The sequence below is a fragment of the Virgibacillus proomii genome, assembly GCF_900162615.1.
Lineage (GTDB): Bacteria > Bacillota > Bacilli > Bacillales > Amphibacillaceae > Virgibacillus > Virgibacillus proomii.
Genome location: NZ_FUFN01000008.1, coordinates 1 through 17,478, shown reverse-complemented (window position 1 = coordinate 17,478; position 17,478 = coordinate 1). Strand labels below are relative to the sequence as shown.

At 34.8% G+C, this 17,478-nt stretch carries 10 protein-coding genes, 2 pseudogenes and 1 other annotated feature; of the genes and pseudogenes, 3 read left to right on the top strand and 9 right to left on the bottom strand.

Translation table 11 applies throughout. The annotated features are described in order from the left end of the window. Positions 1-601 precede the first annotated feature (601 nt). Positions 602-2,500 carry an asparagine synthase (glutamine-hydrolyzing) gene (gene asnB, locus BN1066_RS01040; RefSeq protein WP_077317664.1) on the top strand — a complete coding sequence of 633 codons (1,899 nt, stop codon included), beginning with the start codon at positions 602-604 and terminating at the stop codon, positions 2,498-2,500. A gap of 17 nt (positions 2,501-2,517) precedes the next feature. Here asnB and BN1066_RS01035 read toward each other — a convergent pair whose 3' ends face one another. The 6 genes and pseudogenes from BN1066_RS01035 to BN1066_RS01010 all read right to left on the bottom strand — a co-directional run bounded on the left by BN1066_RS01035 (position 2,518) and on the right by BN1066_RS01010 (position 7,423). Continuing rightward, positions 2,518-3,372, bottom strand: coding sequence for a C39 family peptidase (locus tag BN1066_RS01035; RefSeq protein ID WP_077317662.1), 855 nt, complete (start codon positions 3,370-3,372; stop codon positions 2,518-2,520). A gap of 55 nt (positions 3,373-3,427) precedes the next feature. Further along, positions 3,428-3,961, bottom strand: a complete 534-nt coding sequence (locus BN1066_RS01030; protein ID WP_077317660.1) for a gamma carbonic anhydrase — start codon at positions 3,959-3,961, stop codon at positions 3,428-3,430. An 800-nt stretch (positions 3,962-4,761) separates the two neighbouring features. Further along, positions 4,762-5,052, bottom strand: a complete 291-nt coding sequence (locus BN1066_RS01025; protein WP_077317659.1) for a hypothetical protein — start codon at positions 5,050-5,052, stop codon at positions 4,762-4,764. A gap of 69 nt (positions 5,053-5,121) precedes the next feature. After that, a complete protein-coding gene (locus BN1066_RS01020) occupies positions 5,122-5,382 on the bottom strand; it encodes a hypothetical protein (protein WP_179104257.1) in 261 nt (86 codons plus the stop codon). A gap of 1,164 nt (positions 5,383-6,546) precedes the next feature. After that, positions 6,547-6,830: pseudogene (locus BN1066_RS20505) on the bottom strand (hypothetical protein). An 87-nt stretch (positions 6,831-6,917) separates the two neighbouring features. Next, positions 6,918-7,423: pseudogene (locus BN1066_RS01010) on the bottom strand (DUF3189 family protein). Between the two features lie 391 nt (positions 7,424-7,814). Between BN1066_RS01010 and BN1066_RS01005 the strand changes: the two are divergent. Beyond that, complete coding sequence (locus tag BN1066_RS01005) at positions 7,815-8,906, top strand: tetraprenyl-beta-curcumene synthase family protein (protein ID WP_077317657.1); 1,092 nt, start codon at positions 7,815-7,817, stop codon at positions 8,904-8,906. A 145-nt stretch (positions 8,907-9,051) separates the two neighbouring features. Here BN1066_RS01005 and adhE read toward each other — a convergent pair whose 3' ends face one another. Next, the gene (adhE, locus tag BN1066_RS01000; protein WP_077317655.1) at positions 9,052-11,655 is read right to left on the bottom strand and encodes a bifunctional acetaldehyde-CoA/alcohol dehydrogenase; all 2,604 of its coding nucleotides are present in this window, start codon (positions 11,653-11,655) and stop codon (positions 9,052-9,054) included. 545 nt (positions 11,656-12,200) lie between these two features. After that, positions 12,201-12,767, bottom strand: coding sequence for a tRNA 5-(aminomethyl)-2-thiouridylate-methyltransferase MnmM (gene mnmM, locus BN1066_RS00995; protein WP_077317653.1), 567 nt, complete (start codon positions 12,765-12,767; stop codon positions 12,201-12,203). A 109-nt stretch (positions 12,768-12,876) separates the two neighbouring features. Then, positions 12,877-13,087, top strand: a binding site (T-box leader). A 579-nt stretch (positions 13,088-13,666) separates the two neighbouring features. On the opposite strand from mnmM, the gene leuS reads away from it, so the two are divergent. Beyond that, positions 13,667-16,081, top strand: coding sequence for a leucine--tRNA ligase (leuS, locus tag BN1066_RS00990; RefSeq protein ID WP_077317651.1), 2,415 nt, complete (start codon positions 13,667-13,669; stop codon positions 16,079-16,081). Positions 16,082-16,234: 153 nt separating this feature from the next. On the opposite strand, the gene BN1066_RS00985 is transcribed toward leuS, so the two are convergent. Then, positions 16,235-16,981, bottom strand: coding sequence for a hypothetical protein (locus BN1066_RS00985; protein ID WP_245799664.1), 747 nt, complete (start codon positions 16,979-16,981; stop codon positions 16,235-16,237). Between the last annotated feature and the right edge of the window lie 497 nt (positions 16,982-17,478).

The window sequence follows — 17,478 nt, the reverse complement described above, 5'->3', positions numbered from 1 at the left end:
CTTTATCCCGCATGTAAGGTGCCGTACTTTCCTCAATTCTAAAATCTATTATGCATTGTGAACATAAAAGAAAAACGGCACCTAAATGCCCGATTGGTTCAAGGGCCTTTAGGTCATACCCTTGTGGTACTAACATTCCGTGTAAAAAGCATTCCACGGAATGAAGCTTCACTTTATCTTATAAGAAAAATGATATCTTTCGTCATAAAGACTCGGCGATAAGCCAAGTTTTTCTAATAAGAGGATTAAAATAGCAACTAAATTAATTCTATATCTGTATATTGCAATACCCAATAGGTTATGTTAAGTTTAAAAAATCTTAACCTTACTTTATGTGAAAAACAAGTATGCAAAACGGACAGATTTTCGTATGTGATGGAGAATAAATATAGGTGTGATTATAAATTTGGTACATGTTTTTCAGTAGCTTTTCTTACGTACTGTTTAGAAAATGAATAAAGAAAATAGTCTAGATTTGCTTAAACGGGCACTTTACGCGTTTATTTCCCAAAAGTTGTGTGATATTATATGACTGATATGTTTCTTTAATATTTCATAATTATTACAAGTGCTTATTATATCAGGAGAGAAGGTTGACATAATGTGTGGTTTTATTGGAATAATGTTTGATTATCCAACAGAAAGAACAGAAGAAGACAAGGAATCATTTAAAAAACAAAATAATCTAATTACACATAGAGGTCCAGATGATGAAGGGTATTATTTTGATCCATATATTTCGTTTGGCTTTCGTAGATTAAGTATTATTGATATTGAAAGTGGAATTCAGCCTCTGAGTTATAATGATGAACGGATATGGCTTGTATTCAATGGTGAAATTTATAATTATATTGAAATACGTGAAAAGTTGTTGGAAGAGGGCTATGAATTCCAGACAGATTCAGATACAGAAGTCATTGCGGCACTTTTTGCTAAACTTAAAGAGGGTGCATTTCAATATTTAAGAGGAATGTTCTCGATTTTAATTTGGGATAAACAAGCGGAAAAACTGTATGGTGCTCGTGACCCATTCGGAATTAAACCTTTGTTTTATCATGAAAATGATCAAGGTATCGTATTCGCCTCAGAGAAAAAGAGTATAACTTTAATGATGGAAAAAGAAGAAGTAAATAAAGAAGCTTTACAACAATATTTAAGTTTTCAATACGTACCTGAACCAATGACGATGACGGTTGGGATTCAAAAAGTAGAACCTGGTCATTATTTTACGAAAAAGCCAGGCGAACCAATTGAATTTACTCGTTACTGGCATGCAACCTTTCAACCAGTATTACGAGAGAAACAAGACTGGATTAAAAAAATACAAGAGGTTATGTATGATTCGGTAAAAGTTCATATGCGCAGTGATGTTCCAGTTGGCTCATTTCTATCTGGAGGTATAGATTCTACATTGATTGTATCCATAGCGAAAGAATTTAACCCCGGTATTAAAACATTTTCTGTCGGCTTTGAACGGGAAGGATATTCGGAAATCGACGTTGCCAAAGAGACAGCAGATAAATTAAACGTAGAAAATATTTCCTACATGATTTCACCTGAAGAATATGTAGAAAGTTTGCCAACAATTATGTGGCATATGGACGATCCTTTAGCTGATCCAGCTTGTGTACCACTTTATTTTGTTTCCAGAGAAGCTCGTAAGTATGTGACGGTTGTTTTATCTGGAGAAGGATCAGATGAGTTGTTTGGAGGCTATAATATTTATCGTGAACCTGAGTCGTTAAAGGTATTTAATTCCATTCCAACTCCAGTAAAAGATTTATTAGCTAGAGTCTCAGCGATATTACCAGAAGGAGTAAAGGGAAAAAGCTTCTTAGAACGAGGGACAACGCCTCTACGCGAACGTTACATTGGAAATGCTAAAATGTTTGAAGAGGATGAAAAACAAAGCCTCTTAAAATGTTACAATAAGCAAATAAGCTATCAACAAGTAACGAGCAAATTATTTGATCAGGTAAGTCATTATCCTGCTGTAAATCAAATGCAATATGTAGATATTCATACATGGATGCGTGGAGACATTTTATTAAAAGCTGATCGAGTAACGATGGCGAATTCGCTTGAACTCCGTGTTCCGTTTTTAGATAAAGAGGTATTTCGTGTTGCCAGTGAGATCCCTGTAGACTTAAAGATAGCAAACGGTACGACGAAAAATATTCTTCGAGAAGCAGCTCGCGGCATTATTCCTGATCATGTACTCGATCGTAAAAAGTTGGGTTTCCCTGTTCCAATTCGACATTGGCTAAAGAATGAACTGAATGGCTGGGCAAAACAACTTATTCGTGAAAGTGAGACCGATCATTTACTATATAAGGATTATGTTTTAGAATTATTAGAAGCCCATTGTCAAGGAAAAGGGGACTACAGCAGAAAAATCTGGACGGTTCTAATGTTTATGCTGTGGCATCAAAACTTTGTGGAGAAAAAAATGGATATAAATAAGTTACCATCTGTAGAAAAACAATTAGTTAAATCTTAATCTTGCAGGCGATCACTTTAATAAATAGTGATCGCCTGTTTGCCCATTTGGATCCATGCTGCTTTAAATTTATCGATGGGTGCTTTGTCAGCAAAATTTAACGGATCATTAAAATAAATGTACTTTTCATCATAGCCGGTAATAAGAACAGCGTGCTGCTTCATCGTGATGTCAATTTTCCCTGACTTTGTATTCCACGTAGTAAATTGACTTTCCGGCAGTTTATCATATGTTGTGTTGATAATTACCCAAACAGGATGTTGTTTATTAAGTTCTTCGATAATTACGTCAAAATTACTACCTGTGAAATCTCGTACCTTACTTCCAGCATATTTAGTTGCGAGTTCAGCAATAGGCTTGTGGTAAACCCCCATCCCAGGCGTGTCAAAAGAGTACATATCACCAACAAAACCGTTATAAGGATTGCCGAAGAAAATCTCATCTCCCTTTTTAGTATAGGGAGTAGGATCTTTTTTAACTTTTTTAGCTAGTTCCATCTTGTCGGCCTGAATACCATAATGGTTTAGGAGCATAGATAGACTAGTGACTTCACACCCTCTTGGCAATTCCGGGAGTTGTTGAATTTTTGGAGCATCGATTTTAACTTCGTTTTTGATTTTATGTTCAGAAAGGCGCTTGTTTGTTGGTGTATGCTGTTTATTTTCACTAACTGGAATAGTATCTTCAACTAGCTGCTTAAACGCACTTTTATGTTGAACGATAAAAATAGATAATATAGAAATGGCAGTTATCGAAAAAATTACTCCGTAAACAATAAATGACTTGCGTACCCATGATACTTGTTGTTTTGTACTTAAAAATAAAAAGAATATTGATAGTGTTAAACTAAGACAAAATAAAATAATGTTCATCTGTCCCGTCTCCTATTACCTACTTACTGTACTCTTTATATCGGTAATTTATTCTTTAATTCAAGGGCATCGTTTGATCTTTTTGTTGGCATTTGTAGATTTCGCCTTTTTCAACATATGATCTACGAATCCGTTCCATTTCCTTATAATCAGCTTCGGTAAGCTTTCTTATCACTTTAGCCGGTCTCCCAAATGCTAATGTGTGTGCTGGTATTTTCTTTCCTGGCGGTACTAAGCTGCCGGCTCCAATAAATGCATTTTCTCCTACTTCAGCACCATCTAATAGGATAGAACCCATCCCGATTAACGCCTTTTCTCGAATAACTGCTGAATGCAGTGTTACTTGATGACCAACTGTTACATCATCTTCAATAATTAACGGGAGGTTCGGGCTTTGATGCAGCATGGATAAATCTTGAATGCTGATTCGTTTACCGATTCTGACCGGCGCAACATCTCCCCGTATGACTGTTTTAAACCAAATACTCGTTTGTTCATCAATAGTGACATCACCAATGATGGTTGCGTCTTCTGCAATAAATACAGACTCATGAATTTTTGGAAATATGCCTTTATATGCTTGTATCATTTTAAATCCTCCTGAAAAAATATGATGGCTACTATTAGTATATCATTTTGGAGGAAGCTACTGGATATAAAGGGGTGAGGGATATTTGAAAAACTTCCCTGAACATCTTACCCAAGTGAGCAATAAAAGAAATGCTTTTAAGCGATCTTTACGTAACTAGTACGAAAATATTAGAAATTATAAGAAAAGGAAGCTTTGACAATGATATCGTCTTTATACTTAATCTGTCAAAGTCAATTAAAGATGAAATAGATATCTTAAGAAATTGGGCGGAGAATTGTCTGAGGAAACGAAATTAAGCTTACTACCCTCTTACTGAAAATCCTCCAGATGATGTAGAAACGTCTTGGAGAACAGCGTAAAAAAATACATAATGGTTTTAGGATGCCAAAGAAATGAATGAACTTATGAATGAAAAGAAACTTCAAGAGGTACAGTTTCAATTCATATACGTTTACAGTAATATTTATATTTGTTGTTTAATATTAATTATACAGGGTAACTCTCCCTGCATTGTCCAGCCTTAGTTCAGTTTAGTCTTGAGCTAGGGCTATTTTATCTCTCCCTTTTTCTTACGTCTATGGAACCTTATTGAAGGCTTATACAAGGTTTGAGTATTTTCTGTCTTAAAAATGTAAAAGGAAAAATAATTCTTTTCATTGCTGTTGAAAAATGTTTGACATCTATAATAGTTTAAAAATAAGCATGAAAAGACCTTGCACAGAACAAAACAGAAAGATCTGTTATTTAATCTTATTTTTTATGTGTAGTTCGTGGTATAAAAATAAGAAGGCGTTTTTTTACCTTCTTAATTGTCTTTTGTTTAGTTTCACTAGTGATAAATCATTCATGTCTTTTATCGAAGGGAACTTACCACTACTTGCAAAATCTTCTAATTTTCTAACCGCAGCATTAAATTCAGTTGAGGAAATTTGACTAGTTGCTAAAAGTGTACATAACATTGCGTATGCAATAGGGGTGGTATCAATATTTACAGTTACATCGACATCTGAATTTCCGCTATTTCCAATCGTGGAGCGAGTATCAGTTTTAAAGTCTAGTACATGTAAGTTGTCATTTGCCTTCTTCAAATCAAATTCTCCTTTCGAGGAAAATAGTGGGATGTTTTTCACCCCACTAATAGTAACTAATGGTGTTTTTTAACGGTCCTTATCAATATCAACACGTTCTTTTTCATCAATATCAACATCAACATTAGAATTACCACTTCTAATGACTTTGGCGATATTAATATTGCGATTTCTATTTTTTAGGTCGTTATCATTGTCGTTGTCATTATCATTATCTACACGGATATCGCTGTCGAAATCTACATCAGACCTTGCATCGGCATCAGCATCTGCTCTAGCCTTCGAAAAGCTAAATTCTTGATTTCCGTCTTCATCAAATTTTCTCCACATATAACCTACCTCCTTTATTTTCGGTCTACTTTACTATATTCATGAATAATTTTGTAGGGTTGGCTCTTATCCTGAGTAAATAGTCTTTTTTTTGGACGTTTAAATAAAACATCCTTAGGTGGAAGCTTTTATATAAATCTGGAGACCAACTTTAGAAGTAACAAACTGTTCTGCATACTGAAGGGAGGTAGAAGTTATAAAGTTTTTGGAGAACTTTTATGATATGCTCCATACCATTTACGCTAGTCGTAGATACAAAGGTTTATACTTTCCTATTAGGAATTTTTTTGACAAATACTAACTAATTTTATATACGGCAATAAAAGCTTAGTGTACTATTTTTTCCATGTTAAACCCTTCCTCATAAAGTCGAAACGAGTTACGGGAGGGGCATTATAAGTTTGTTTTTAGGTTAAAAGGTCTATCTAAAGATTTACATAGTTATAAGAAGTATTCATTAAAAACTAAGCAGCGGAATCTGCCACGTCTTTCACTGATACCATTGAAGAAGAAGGAATTATGTATGTAACCGATGTTGCTCTTTCTTCTTTGGTTCTAAGCTTCAGGGCTGCTAAAGAAGTGAAAGAGGAGTCTAAGTTAGGATATCCGGAAAAATCATCGAAGCTAACTGGTGGAAACTCTTTTAAAAAGAACTATTTCCTAGAAAAATTAAACGTAGAATAAAACCGCACTGGTCAAGGTAAAGATGCCCGTGTTCTATATAGAGTGGCTTTCAGCAGGTCGCTCTACAAATCCGATTATTAGAATGGGATCGAAGCTACTTGGTGAAATCTGTCCACAACTATTTACAATGAAGGAATACAGTAAGAATTTTATTGGAGATAAATTTATAAGTAAGTAAAAGCTGGAAAAGCAGATTCAGAAAATTTGCGTAAAAGTGGATGCTTCTAAACCGTATAAATTATTGCCATTAGAAAACAGATGTAAAAGGACTTAAAGATTTTACTTTAGAAGGCGGCTCTCTAAAGGCTAGAAAAGAAGCGACTATCACTCTGGATGAATTGTATCCAAATCGTGATTTAAAATTCCTTATGAGAGAGCAATAAGAGGTCATGTTCCATTCAAGAAGTCGGATAAATAGTTGAAAGTGTCAAAAGTTGAAATAATATAACAATCCTTGTTCACCTATTAGGAAGACGTTTCTTATTCTTGTCTGACTTTTTTATTCAACCATTTTTCTCTAAAAACTACCCAATTAGTTTTTAATGCAGCATATGTCCCGACGGCTGCTGACCCATAAAAATGCCTGCCCATAAGTCATGACGATGACTTATAAATATAGAAATGAAAAAGCCCAGAATACTTGCTATTGTTGGGAAGTATTGACGGGGGATAGGAAGTAATTTAAAGCACTGTGTTAGAATTACAATTATAGGTACAGCAATAACGCCATCCCAAAAATTAGTATGAATAACGGGAAAATCCATGTTGATCAATTCCTTTATTTAAAATCTTGTTTGCAAAAAAAGGGTCATTTATTGGATTCGGTTAATGTTATCTCTACTTAGAGCAATTCATTTAAATGAATTTATTTTATAGAACGAGAACTTGTTTATTTGAAGATGTTGCTGTTTTTTTGTATGTTCCACCAATTGATTAATACGCTTGCCACATTGTTTAGCACCTAAGATAAGTAAAGGAACACCGATAAAATCTATTTTTAATCCTCTGGAGAAAAATCCTCCAATTGTCATGGCAAAAGGAACTGTTGATGAAGTATTAGAAAAGATTATTTTCTCTTTAACTTCATTTTTTTCTCGGATAAGTTCGATTAAATTTTTTAAAGCTGGTACTACTAAATGATTATTTTTTCTTCCAATTGTATAGACTGGATTCCCATCTTCATCTATTTCGTGAAAAATAAATTTGCCAAATCTTCTTTCGTTAATTTATTAAAATAATCAACATTTATAATTTCATCTTTTGTAAGTGTTCTATTAGTCGGTAGTTTTTTTAAGTGATAAGCAGCCGCTAACGATGTCGTATGAGTTCCACCATAATCATTATAGATATAAATCATTTTATCAGCCTTTCATGATTTATTTTTTATTGTGACCATCTTCAGATGAAATACTCCCTATACGGAACAGTTTATTTAGTAAATGATGAAATGGCTTGCTTTCGAATTCTTGAAGCATAAGCAGAGATTCTTTGATGCCTAGGAGATATATATTTCAATGATTAATTTAAGCAGTTTTTAGGGTGCGGTCGTTTACACAGGAGAATAAAAATTTGACTAAAACATCTCAAAAGTTAAGTTTCGAATAGCGTAATTTGCAAAAAATGTATGATAAAAACGTACATCCCCTTGTGTACCAATGGTTTGATGTTTTGATTAACTGCGTTTAATAAGCTAAAATAATATTTACAGCAGATAATATAGTGGCTAGATACAGAACGGAGGCAACACTTTGAGCTATCAAGTACCAAGTACTCCTGCTTCTTTAATGATAGCAGTTTATCGAAAGATTTTTCCTACTGTAAAAAAAGAATTGACTTATTGGCAAAAACGAGCAAATGAAATACCTGATGAGGAATTACGGTCTCAAGCATTGGCTAGTATTACAGCAAAACGTTTCCATTGTCAAGGTGGAGCAGTATATGCATTTTTAGCGGGAGATAGATGGAAGAAATGCGTGCGTTTTATTGTTGCTTATCAAACGATTAGTGATTATCTGGACAATTTATGTGATCGTAGTACTACTATGGAAGCGAGATCATTTGAGCTATTACATACTGCAATGACTGATGCATTATCCGGAAAAGTGGAATCAACAGACTATTATGCATTTTTTCCTCATAAACAGGATAATGGTTATCTATTAGAACTTGTAAAGACTTGTAAAGAAGTTGTGATATTATTAGATGATATACCAACTTTTCAAGAACAAGCTTTATGGCTGGCCGAATTGTATCGTGATTTGCAAGTTCATAAGCATGTTATTCCAGAAGAACGGGTGCTGCGATTAACCACCTGGTCTAGGGAAAATAATATTTATCCATTACAATGGTATGAGTTTTCCGCAGCAACGGGATCGACTTTAGGAATTTACTGCTTAATTTCCTATGGATTGGCAGGGAGGTTGTATCGTAAATTCGCTAACCAAATCGTTACTAGTTATTTTCCTTATGTACAAGGGTTGCATATCTTGCTTGATTATTATATTGATCAACAAGAAGATGTGAAAGAGAAAGATTTGAATTTTTGTTCTTATTATGCAGATACGTCAACAAAACATGAACGTTTACACTATTTTTATAAGCAAGCAAACTTATATACAGAATCTTTGCCAAACCATTATTTTCACCAGATGGTTATTCAAGGATTAATTGGGTTATATTTAGGGGATAAAAAAGTAAAGCAGCTAAATGACTCAAGAGCAGTCAAGAGGATGTTTTTTGAAAAGGGAGACAGAGCGGCACTATTTTTTCATTGGAATACAAGAGTATATTATTTTATGAAGCGATTTTTCCGTCAAAAGACCGCCCATACCCATAAGTAAGAGTAAGAGCGGTCGGCTAACGTTTCTTCCGTTCACGGGTAGGCTAATACCGTGTGGAGATAGAAAACGAAGTAAAGAACGTTTTTTATTTAATGATAGAGTTTTATTCCGTGCTAGTTTGAATGATTTGATTATAATCGAACAGCTAAACTCCTTTATATGCTTTTCGATAAATTTCGGCTAATTCCGTAACTAATGGAAGTTTTGGATTTGCCGTTGTACATTGATCTTCGAAAGCTAATTCAGCAAGTTCATCTACTTGTGCTTCAAATTCTTGTTCATTTATTCCTGCATCTTTCATGCTCATTGGAATATTTAATTCCTTTGCAAGTTTAATGATAGCTTGTACTAAGCTTTCAACACCTTCCTCTACTGTTCTTGCCGGAAGATTCAACGTAGCTGCAATTTCTGCATAGCGCTTGTCAGCAATAAAATATTCATACTTCGGAAATGAGACGAATTTTTCCGGTTTTTGTGCATTGTAGCGAATAACATGTGGAAGTAGAATCGTATTTGCTCGGCCATGTGCAATATTAAATGCAGCACCTAATTTATGGGCGAGGGAATGGTTAATACCTAAAAACGCGTTGGAAAATGCCATTCCTGCAATTGTAGATGCATTATGCATTTTTTCTCTTGCTAAAGCATCATTTCCATTATGATATGCTTTTGGTAAATATTCAAATACTAATTGGATTGCTTTTATGGCTAAACCATCCGTATAGTCATTTGCCATATTAGACACATACGCTTCAATCGCATGTGTTAAAACGTCCATCCCTGTATCAGCAGTTACTTGTTTTGGTACAGACATAACAAATTGCGGATCTACTATTGCTACATCTGGTGTTAATTCATAATCGGCTAATGGATATTTCATATTGGCTTTTTTATCGGTAATAACTGTGAAAGAAGTAACTTCTGATCCTGTTCCAGATGTAGTTGGCACGGCAACAAATTTTGCTAGCTTTCCTAATTTTGGATATTTAACAATTCGCTTGCGAATGTCCATAAATTTTTGTTTTAATTCATGGAAATCGACTTCCGGATACTCATAAAATAGCCACATTGCTTTAGCCGCATCCATAGGTGAACCGCCACCAAGAGCAATTATCACATCAGGCTTAAATTGGCGCATCATTTCTGTACCTTTTTGGATGGTATCAATCGATGGATCTGCTTCGACATCAGAGAAAATTTCACAATGCACGTAATCAGGGCGCTTCCGTAAATAATACAGTGCTTTATCTACATAGCCAAGCTTAACCATAACTGGATCGGTGACAATAAAAGCTTTTGATATATCCGGCATTTTTTCTAAATATTGAATTGCATTTCTTTCAAAATAAATTTTAGGAGGTAGCTTAAACCATTGCATATTATTTTTCCTCCGTGCTGTTTTTTTAATGTTTATCAGGTTTATGGTGCCAACATTCGTAGAGACAGAGTTACCTCCATATGTTCCACACCCTAAAGTCAGAGAAGGCATGTGAGCATTATAAATATCGCCGATTGCTCCTTGAGAAGAAGGAGAGTTTACAATGATTCTTCCCGCTTTCATACGATGTGAATATTTTTCTATGATGTCATCATCGGTTGAATGAATCACTGCAGAATGTCCTAATCCACCAAAATGTAGCATTTCTTCCGCCCTTTTTATTCCTTCTTCCGTGGAATTTACCTTGTAACAAGCCAGGACAGGACTTAACTTTTCTCTGGATAGCGGAAATTCAGGACCAACGCCTTCGAGTTCAGCAATAAGAATCTTCGTATTTTTTTCTACATTTACTCCTGCCATTTTGGCGATTTCATATGCAGGTTTTCCTACAATATCTGGATTAACAGCACATGTTGTTGGATTGATTACGAGCTTTCCAACTTTCTTAATTTCGTCATTCGTTAAAAAGTGACATCTATTTGTTATAAGTTCTTGTTTAACCGTATCATAGATTTCTTTATCAATGATTACTGCTTGTTCGGACGCACAAATCATACCATTATCAAAAGTTTTAGAAAGAATAAGATCGTTCACAGCACGTTTAATCATAGCTGTTTTTTCAATATAGCATGGTACGTTTCCAGGCCCAACGCCGAGTGCAGGTTTTCCAGAACTATAGGCAGATTTCACCATTCCTGCTCCACCAGTTGCAAGGATTAATGATACACCAGGATGATTCATTAGCGTTTTTGTTGCGTCAATAGAAGGAGTTTCTATCCATTGAATACAATTTTTCGGTGCACCAGCTTTTACTGCAGCATCCAGCAGAATTTTTGCTGCATAACTACTACTTTTTTGCGCGGATGGATGAAAGGCAAAAATAATTGGATTTCTAGTCTTAATTGAAATTAATGATTTGAACATGGTTGTCGATGTTGGATTAGTAACAGGTGTTATACCACAGACAACTCCTGCTGGTTCAGCATACTCTTCAACACCTTCCAATTCGTTTTCATTAATAATGCCAACCGTTTTATCATATTTTATGTTATGATAAATATATTCAGTTGCGAAAATATTTTTGATTACTTTATCCTCAAAGACTCCGCGACCAGTTTCTTCAATCGCTAACTTTGCTAATTCCATATGTTTATCAATTCCAGCCAAAGCCATTTCCTTAACAATCGCATCAATTGCTTGTTGGTCTAATTTTTTGAATTCATCTAAAGCACGCTCTGCGTTAACTACTAGTTGATCGATTGTATGAGAAACTTGCTCCTTTGGGGAACTTACTTTTGTTTTAGTAGTCATGATAAAGCCTCCTTTAAAAGTTTGTGAAGTATTGATCAATCTCTTTACAATTTCATTATATATCGTCTTTTAATAAATTTCTATATTAAGTTTGTGAAGTATTGAGCAAGTTAATTTTAGTGTAAACGCTGTACTATAACAATGAAACGTTTACAAGGTTGATGTAATAGTATTATGTATTTTTTGTGAACAGACAATAAAAATTGTAAAACAGATACTGTTTTATTGATGTACACAAGGGGAATTAACTTTTGAGGAAAGCTTTAGTAACTAACAGTAGGCAATAGCCAAGCTTCTGGGCCGAGACTATTGCCTACTGTGCAAACTAGGTAAAACAAACCGTAAGTAGTGGATACAGGTTCGAGTGGAAAAACAGGAAGTGTCTCTTAATTGGAAAGACTGGAAACATACTTGTAAGTTTTTTGGACATTTCTTAAGAGAAAGTAAGGACCTAATTTAATTAGCTACTTACTATTTTAACCATACCAAATTGTCATGTTAGGTGATCATTCCAAATTATTCTTTCATTAATATACATACTTAGTCTAGGCTCTTTTTTGAATAGCGATAATGAATGGAGGATTGTTTTTTTGATTAATAAAGCCATATTGCAAGACATGGTATCGACGCTGATTTAACCTTATTACATGTTTTAAAATAGCTTTTTTTTCTTCTTTACCGCCCTTATGTCCGTGATAAACAACTAAAACTATTATGCCATTTGGTTTTAGAAAGTGTAAAATGGTATCTATCGCTTTAATCGTTGATTCAGCTTTAGTAATAACCGTTTTATCGCTTCTTGGTAAATAGCCGAGATTAAATACTGCTCCACCTAGTAATATGTCATTTGAAGGTAGATATTTTTTCAAATTTGCATGACTATCATGAATGACAGTGACATTCGTCTTCCCATTTTCTATTAACTTTTGTCGGGTTGCTTGGATAGCTTCTGTTTGGATGTCAAAAGCAAACACATGACCATTATCACCAACAACATTACTTAAAAAAAGGGTATCGTTCCCGTTTCCACAAGTTGCATCAATAACAGTTTCGTTTTTTTCAAGTGTAGCTTCCAATAAGTAGTGTGCGTAATGCAGAATTCCGTGTAACATGGTATACTCCTTTTCCATAGTGATTATGTCTTATTTTATCAGATTGCGTAGTGGATTGTCTTGACAAAGCGATTCTAATTCATTAAAATTCGATATAATACCATATATGATAACGACAATACTAAGGAGTAGTAGTAAATCCATGCAAGAAAAGAGAGACAGTGGTTGGTGAAAACTGTCCTTGTATATTTATGAACTCGCCTTAGTCGTTACAGAGGTGATATGTAGCTTCTGTCGTCTATCCACGTTACGGATATGAAGTGAATGCTAATGATGCATTAAGCTGGGTGGTACCGCGGGAAAAGCTTCTCGTCCCTTTTGTGAGGGGTGGGTTGCTTTTTTTTATTTTCTAGAAAACGACATCCGTTTTTACATGGCGATATCTTATTTAAAGTAACTTTGTCTAACAAAGCTTAAAGATCGACTAGCAAACTTCGGTCTTTTTTCTATGAAAGTCAACATCCCCTTGAATCTAAGGGAAGGGCGACAAAAAAAGGGCTTATTGCTTTAGACGTAGGCATACCCCTGTTTTAGACGGCTTTTAAATACCCGATTGGTTCAGGGGCCCTTTAGGTCATACCCTTGCGATACTAGCATTCCTTGGGAAAACGTTTCATGAAATGAAGTTTCACTTTATCGCTTCAGAAGTTCTTCTGTTTGTACATCACTAACGGAGCTCTTTTCATGTTGGCAAAAACAGAAGTTGCTTTAGCAACGTTTACAAAATTTTTAAGTTGTAGGAAAAAATTTCGATGTTGTGCAAAACTTGATAGTCTATACGTTACTACCTAGTTGTCTTTTTGACTTTGTCTCTACTATGACTTATTTAGAAGGTAATAAAAGATGAACTGCTATCAACGATAGTAATTATCGTCGTTATAATTAAAGGAGGAAGAAAAATGAGCTTTCATCATCAGCAAATTGAAAAGAAATGGCAACAGCATTGGCTGGAAAATAAAACATTTAAAACAAATACGTACTCCAATAAGAAAAAAATGTATGCTTTAGATATGTTTCCTTATCCATCTGGAGCTGGACTACATGTCGGACATCCGGAAGGTTATACTGCTACAGATATTATTTCCAGAATGAAACGAATGCAGGGATATGAAGTCCTGCACCCGATGGGATGGGATGCATTTGGTCTTCCGGCGGAACAATATGCGTTAGATACCGGAAATAGTCCGGAAGATTTTACGAAAAAGAATATAGCTGTTTTTAAACGGCAAATACAAGCACTTGGATTTTCGTATGATTGGGACAGAGAATTAAGTACGATGGATCCTAATTATTATAAATGGACACAATGGATTTTTATTAAGTTATATGAACATGGGTTAGCTTATATGGATGAAGTTGCTGTGAACTGGTGTCCAGCATTAGGAACGGTACTTGCTAATGAAGAAGTAATTGACGGGAAAAGTGAGCGAGGCGGTCATCCTGTGATTCGCAAGCCAATGAAGCAGTGGATGCTACGAATAACCGCTTATGCAGATAGGTTATTAGAGGATTTAGAAGAATTAGATTGGCCAGAAAGCTTAAAAGAAATGCAACGAAATTGGATAGGGCGATCAGAAGGTGCCGAGGTTCGTTTTGCGATTGATTCCATAGATGAGGAATTTACAGTGTTTACAACAAGACCAGATACGCTGTTTGGCGCTACTTATGCAGTGTTAGCACCAGAGCATCCACTGGTTAAAAAAATTGTTACAGCTGAGCAGAAAGAAGCTGTAGATCAATATATTCATACGATTGAAACGAAGTCAGATCTTGAAAGAACTGATTTAGCTAAAGATAAAACCGGTGTCTTTACAGGTGCGTACGCGATAAACCCTGCTAATGGAGCAAAAATACCAATCTGGATTGCTGATTATGTATTAATGAGCTATGGAACAGGGGCAATTATGGCGGTTCCTGCACATGATGAACGAGATTATGAATTTGCTACTACGTTTAATTTGCCAATTGTTGAAGTAGTTTCTGGAGGAGATATCTCTAAAGAAGCGTATACGGGTGATGGAAAGCTGGTTCATTCTGATTTCTTAAACGGATTGAATAAAGATACTGCTATTACCCGTATGATCGAATGGTTAGAGGAAAACGGAAAAGGTACAAAAAAGGTAACATACCGACTTCGTGATTGGTTATTTGCACGTCAACGCTATTGGGGAGAACCAATTCCAATTATTCATTGGGAAGATGGGACAATGACTACTGTTCCAGAAGAAGAACTACCATTAAAACTACCTGAGATGGATAATATTAAGCCGTCGGGCACTGGTGAATCTCCATTAGCAAACTGTGAGGAATGGGTAAATGTAATAGATCCAAAAACAGGCAAAAAAGGTAGAAGAGAGACAAACACCATGCCTCAATGGGCGGGAAGCTGTTGGTATTATTTACGATATATTGATCCGAATAATCCAGATAAAATTGCTGACCCGAAGGCACTAGAAAAGTGGTTGCCGGTAGATCTTTACATTGGTGGTGCAGAGCACGCCGTTCTTCATTTATTATACGCACGCTTTTGGCACAAGTTCTTATATGACATTGGAGTTGTTTCAACAAAAGAACCATTTATGAAATTATTTAACCAAGGAATGATTCTTGGAAAAGGCAATGAAAAAATGAGTAAGTCAAAAGGAAACGTCGTAAATCCAGATGATGTTTTGGAATCACACGGTGCAGATACACTACGGCTTTATGAAATGTTTATGGGGCCGCTAGATGCTTCCATTGCATGGTCGGAAAAAGGACTTGATGGGTCTAGACGCTTTTTAGATCGTGTGTGGCGTCTAATGGTGAATGAAAAAGGCGAGTTGTCCAATAAGATTGCAGAAGAAAATGATCATACTTTAGATAAGGTTTATCATGAAACTGTAAAAAAAGTAACTGAGGATTTTGATAACTTGCATTTTAATACAGCTATTTCACAAATGATGGTATTTATTAATGAATGTTATAAAGCAGAAAAACTTCCAAAATCCTATATAGAAGGTTTTATTAAATTACTTTCTCCAATTGCTCCGCATATTTCTGAGGAACTTTGGGGAATTATGGGTCATTCAAATACTATCACTTATGAGCCATGGCCAACTTATGATGAAACGAAGCTTGTTGAAGATGAAATTGAAATAGTTGTGCAAATTATGGGGAAAGTTCGAGCTAAACTTCTTGTTTCTAAAGATATTACAAAAGAAGAATTAGAAAAAAAAGCGCTAGAGAATGAAAAGATAAAAGAGCTAACTGCTGGAAAAACAATTCGAAAAGTGATTGTTATCCCGGGTAAGTTAGTCAATGTTGTAGCAAATTAACTGCAATTCTGAGATTGTAATCTGAAAAAACACAAGCGGAGAATAAATTCATTATTCTCCGCTTGTGTTTTTATGATGTAAGTTAGGGTGAAAGAGGAAACGGAATAAATTCTTTTCTAAACTTACTTATTTTAGTCAGAAGCGATGAAGAGTTTAGGCAGGCACCCACTTTGTTTGCAAAATTATCCAATTGTCATTTTCAAAATACCATACTGTTTCAACTGTCCCTAATCTATCGGCGTGATAAGCACCGCTAATTTGTTGATAGCTCTTGAGTCCGTACCCTTTAGTCTCGTTTACTATCAATGGTTCAAAAAAAGCGATTGGGTCAATCATAACTGTTTTGTTTTTAGAAAGCAGTTCCCCTTGTTGATCATATATACCTAATCGTACATAATCTTCTGTTCGATTTTTTACGTCAATTATTATCGGTTTACTCGTAGCTGTCAGTTTTAATTCAATTTTAAAATTATCCTTAAATACACCACTTAAATACATTTGCTCAGGAAGTTCTATTTCTTGAACCGTATCATTTATAATTGTATTTAATTGGTAATTATAAAGACCGCCACTTCCTCCAGTAGCGCTTTGGTAGAAAATATCAGTTTTATTATCGTGATTAAGATCGATAAATTGTAAAGTTGGGTCGTATCCCCCAGGATAATAAATTTTCCACTTTTCTTTTTTCTGATAGGAAATTTCTGCCCATAGTTGCTGATAAAACTTTGAATCTGGAGAAAAAAGCACACCTTTTAATTCAATTTTTTCATTATTTCCATCACTTGTTATGTCTGCTTCGTATGTTTCAATTAATATGGGCTTCACTTCAGTTGCTTGAACTTGAAGTGGAAATATTAGTAACAAAAAGAAGCTTAAATACATATAATTATTATGCTTCACTGGACATCACTCCATCACATTGCTTTTAACTTAGCTTGTGTTGGAATAACATCAATTATCCGTCATTTATTTAGAGTTTTATCCGTTCTTTCTATATTTAGAAATTATTGGATGCATGGAAAAAGCCATTAAACTAATTTTTTTGTGAGAATAGCTAAAATAATGTTGACTTTTTTATTTATAAACGTTATTATAGTTTTTGCTGTCATTGGTTATTGATTGTTATTTTGTTTAATAATTTTACATTAAGAGTGTTGACAGCTTGTTTATTGGGTGATATAATAATAATCCGCGTTAGAGGAAAGGTAATTTCTAACTGTAACGCGGCAAATAGATTGATTATAAATTTGACAAATTTAGTTTTAGTGTTTATAATCAATCGGTTGGTTTTATATATTTGCTCTTTGAAAACTGAACAAAACAACCAGTATGTCAAGAAAAGCAGTCTCTGTTTTTCTAAGAAATAACTCAAGAGAGATCTTGAGAGAAGCTAAGAA

Excerpts from the sequence above, each read along its gene's own strand:
- asnB (WP_077317664.1), top strand. The coding sequence starts at position 602 with ATGTGTGGTTTTATTGGAATAATGTTTGATTATCCAACAGAAAGAACA.
- BN1066_RS01035 (WP_077317662.1), bottom strand. The coding sequence starts at position 3,372 with ATGAACATTATTTTATTTTGTCTTAGTTTAACACTATCAATATTCTTT.
- BN1066_RS01030 (WP_077317660.1), bottom strand. The coding sequence starts at position 3,961 with ATGATACAAGCATATAAAGGCATATTTCCAAAAATTCATGAGTCTGTA.
- BN1066_RS01020 (WP_179104257.1), bottom strand. The coding sequence starts at position 5,382 with ATGTGGAGAAAATTTGATGAAGACGGAAATCAAGAATTTAGCTTTTCG.
- adhE (WP_077317655.1), bottom strand. The coding sequence starts at position 11,655 with ATGACTACTAAAACAAAAGTAAGTTCCCCAAAGGAGCAAGTTTCTCAT.
- mnmM (WP_077317653.1), bottom strand. The coding sequence starts at position 12,767 with ATGTTACACGGAATTCTGCATTACGCACACTACTTATTGGAAGCTACA.
- leuS (WP_077317651.1), top strand. The coding sequence starts at position 13,667 with ATGAGCTTTCATCATCAGCAAATTGAAAAGAAATGGCAACAGCATTGG.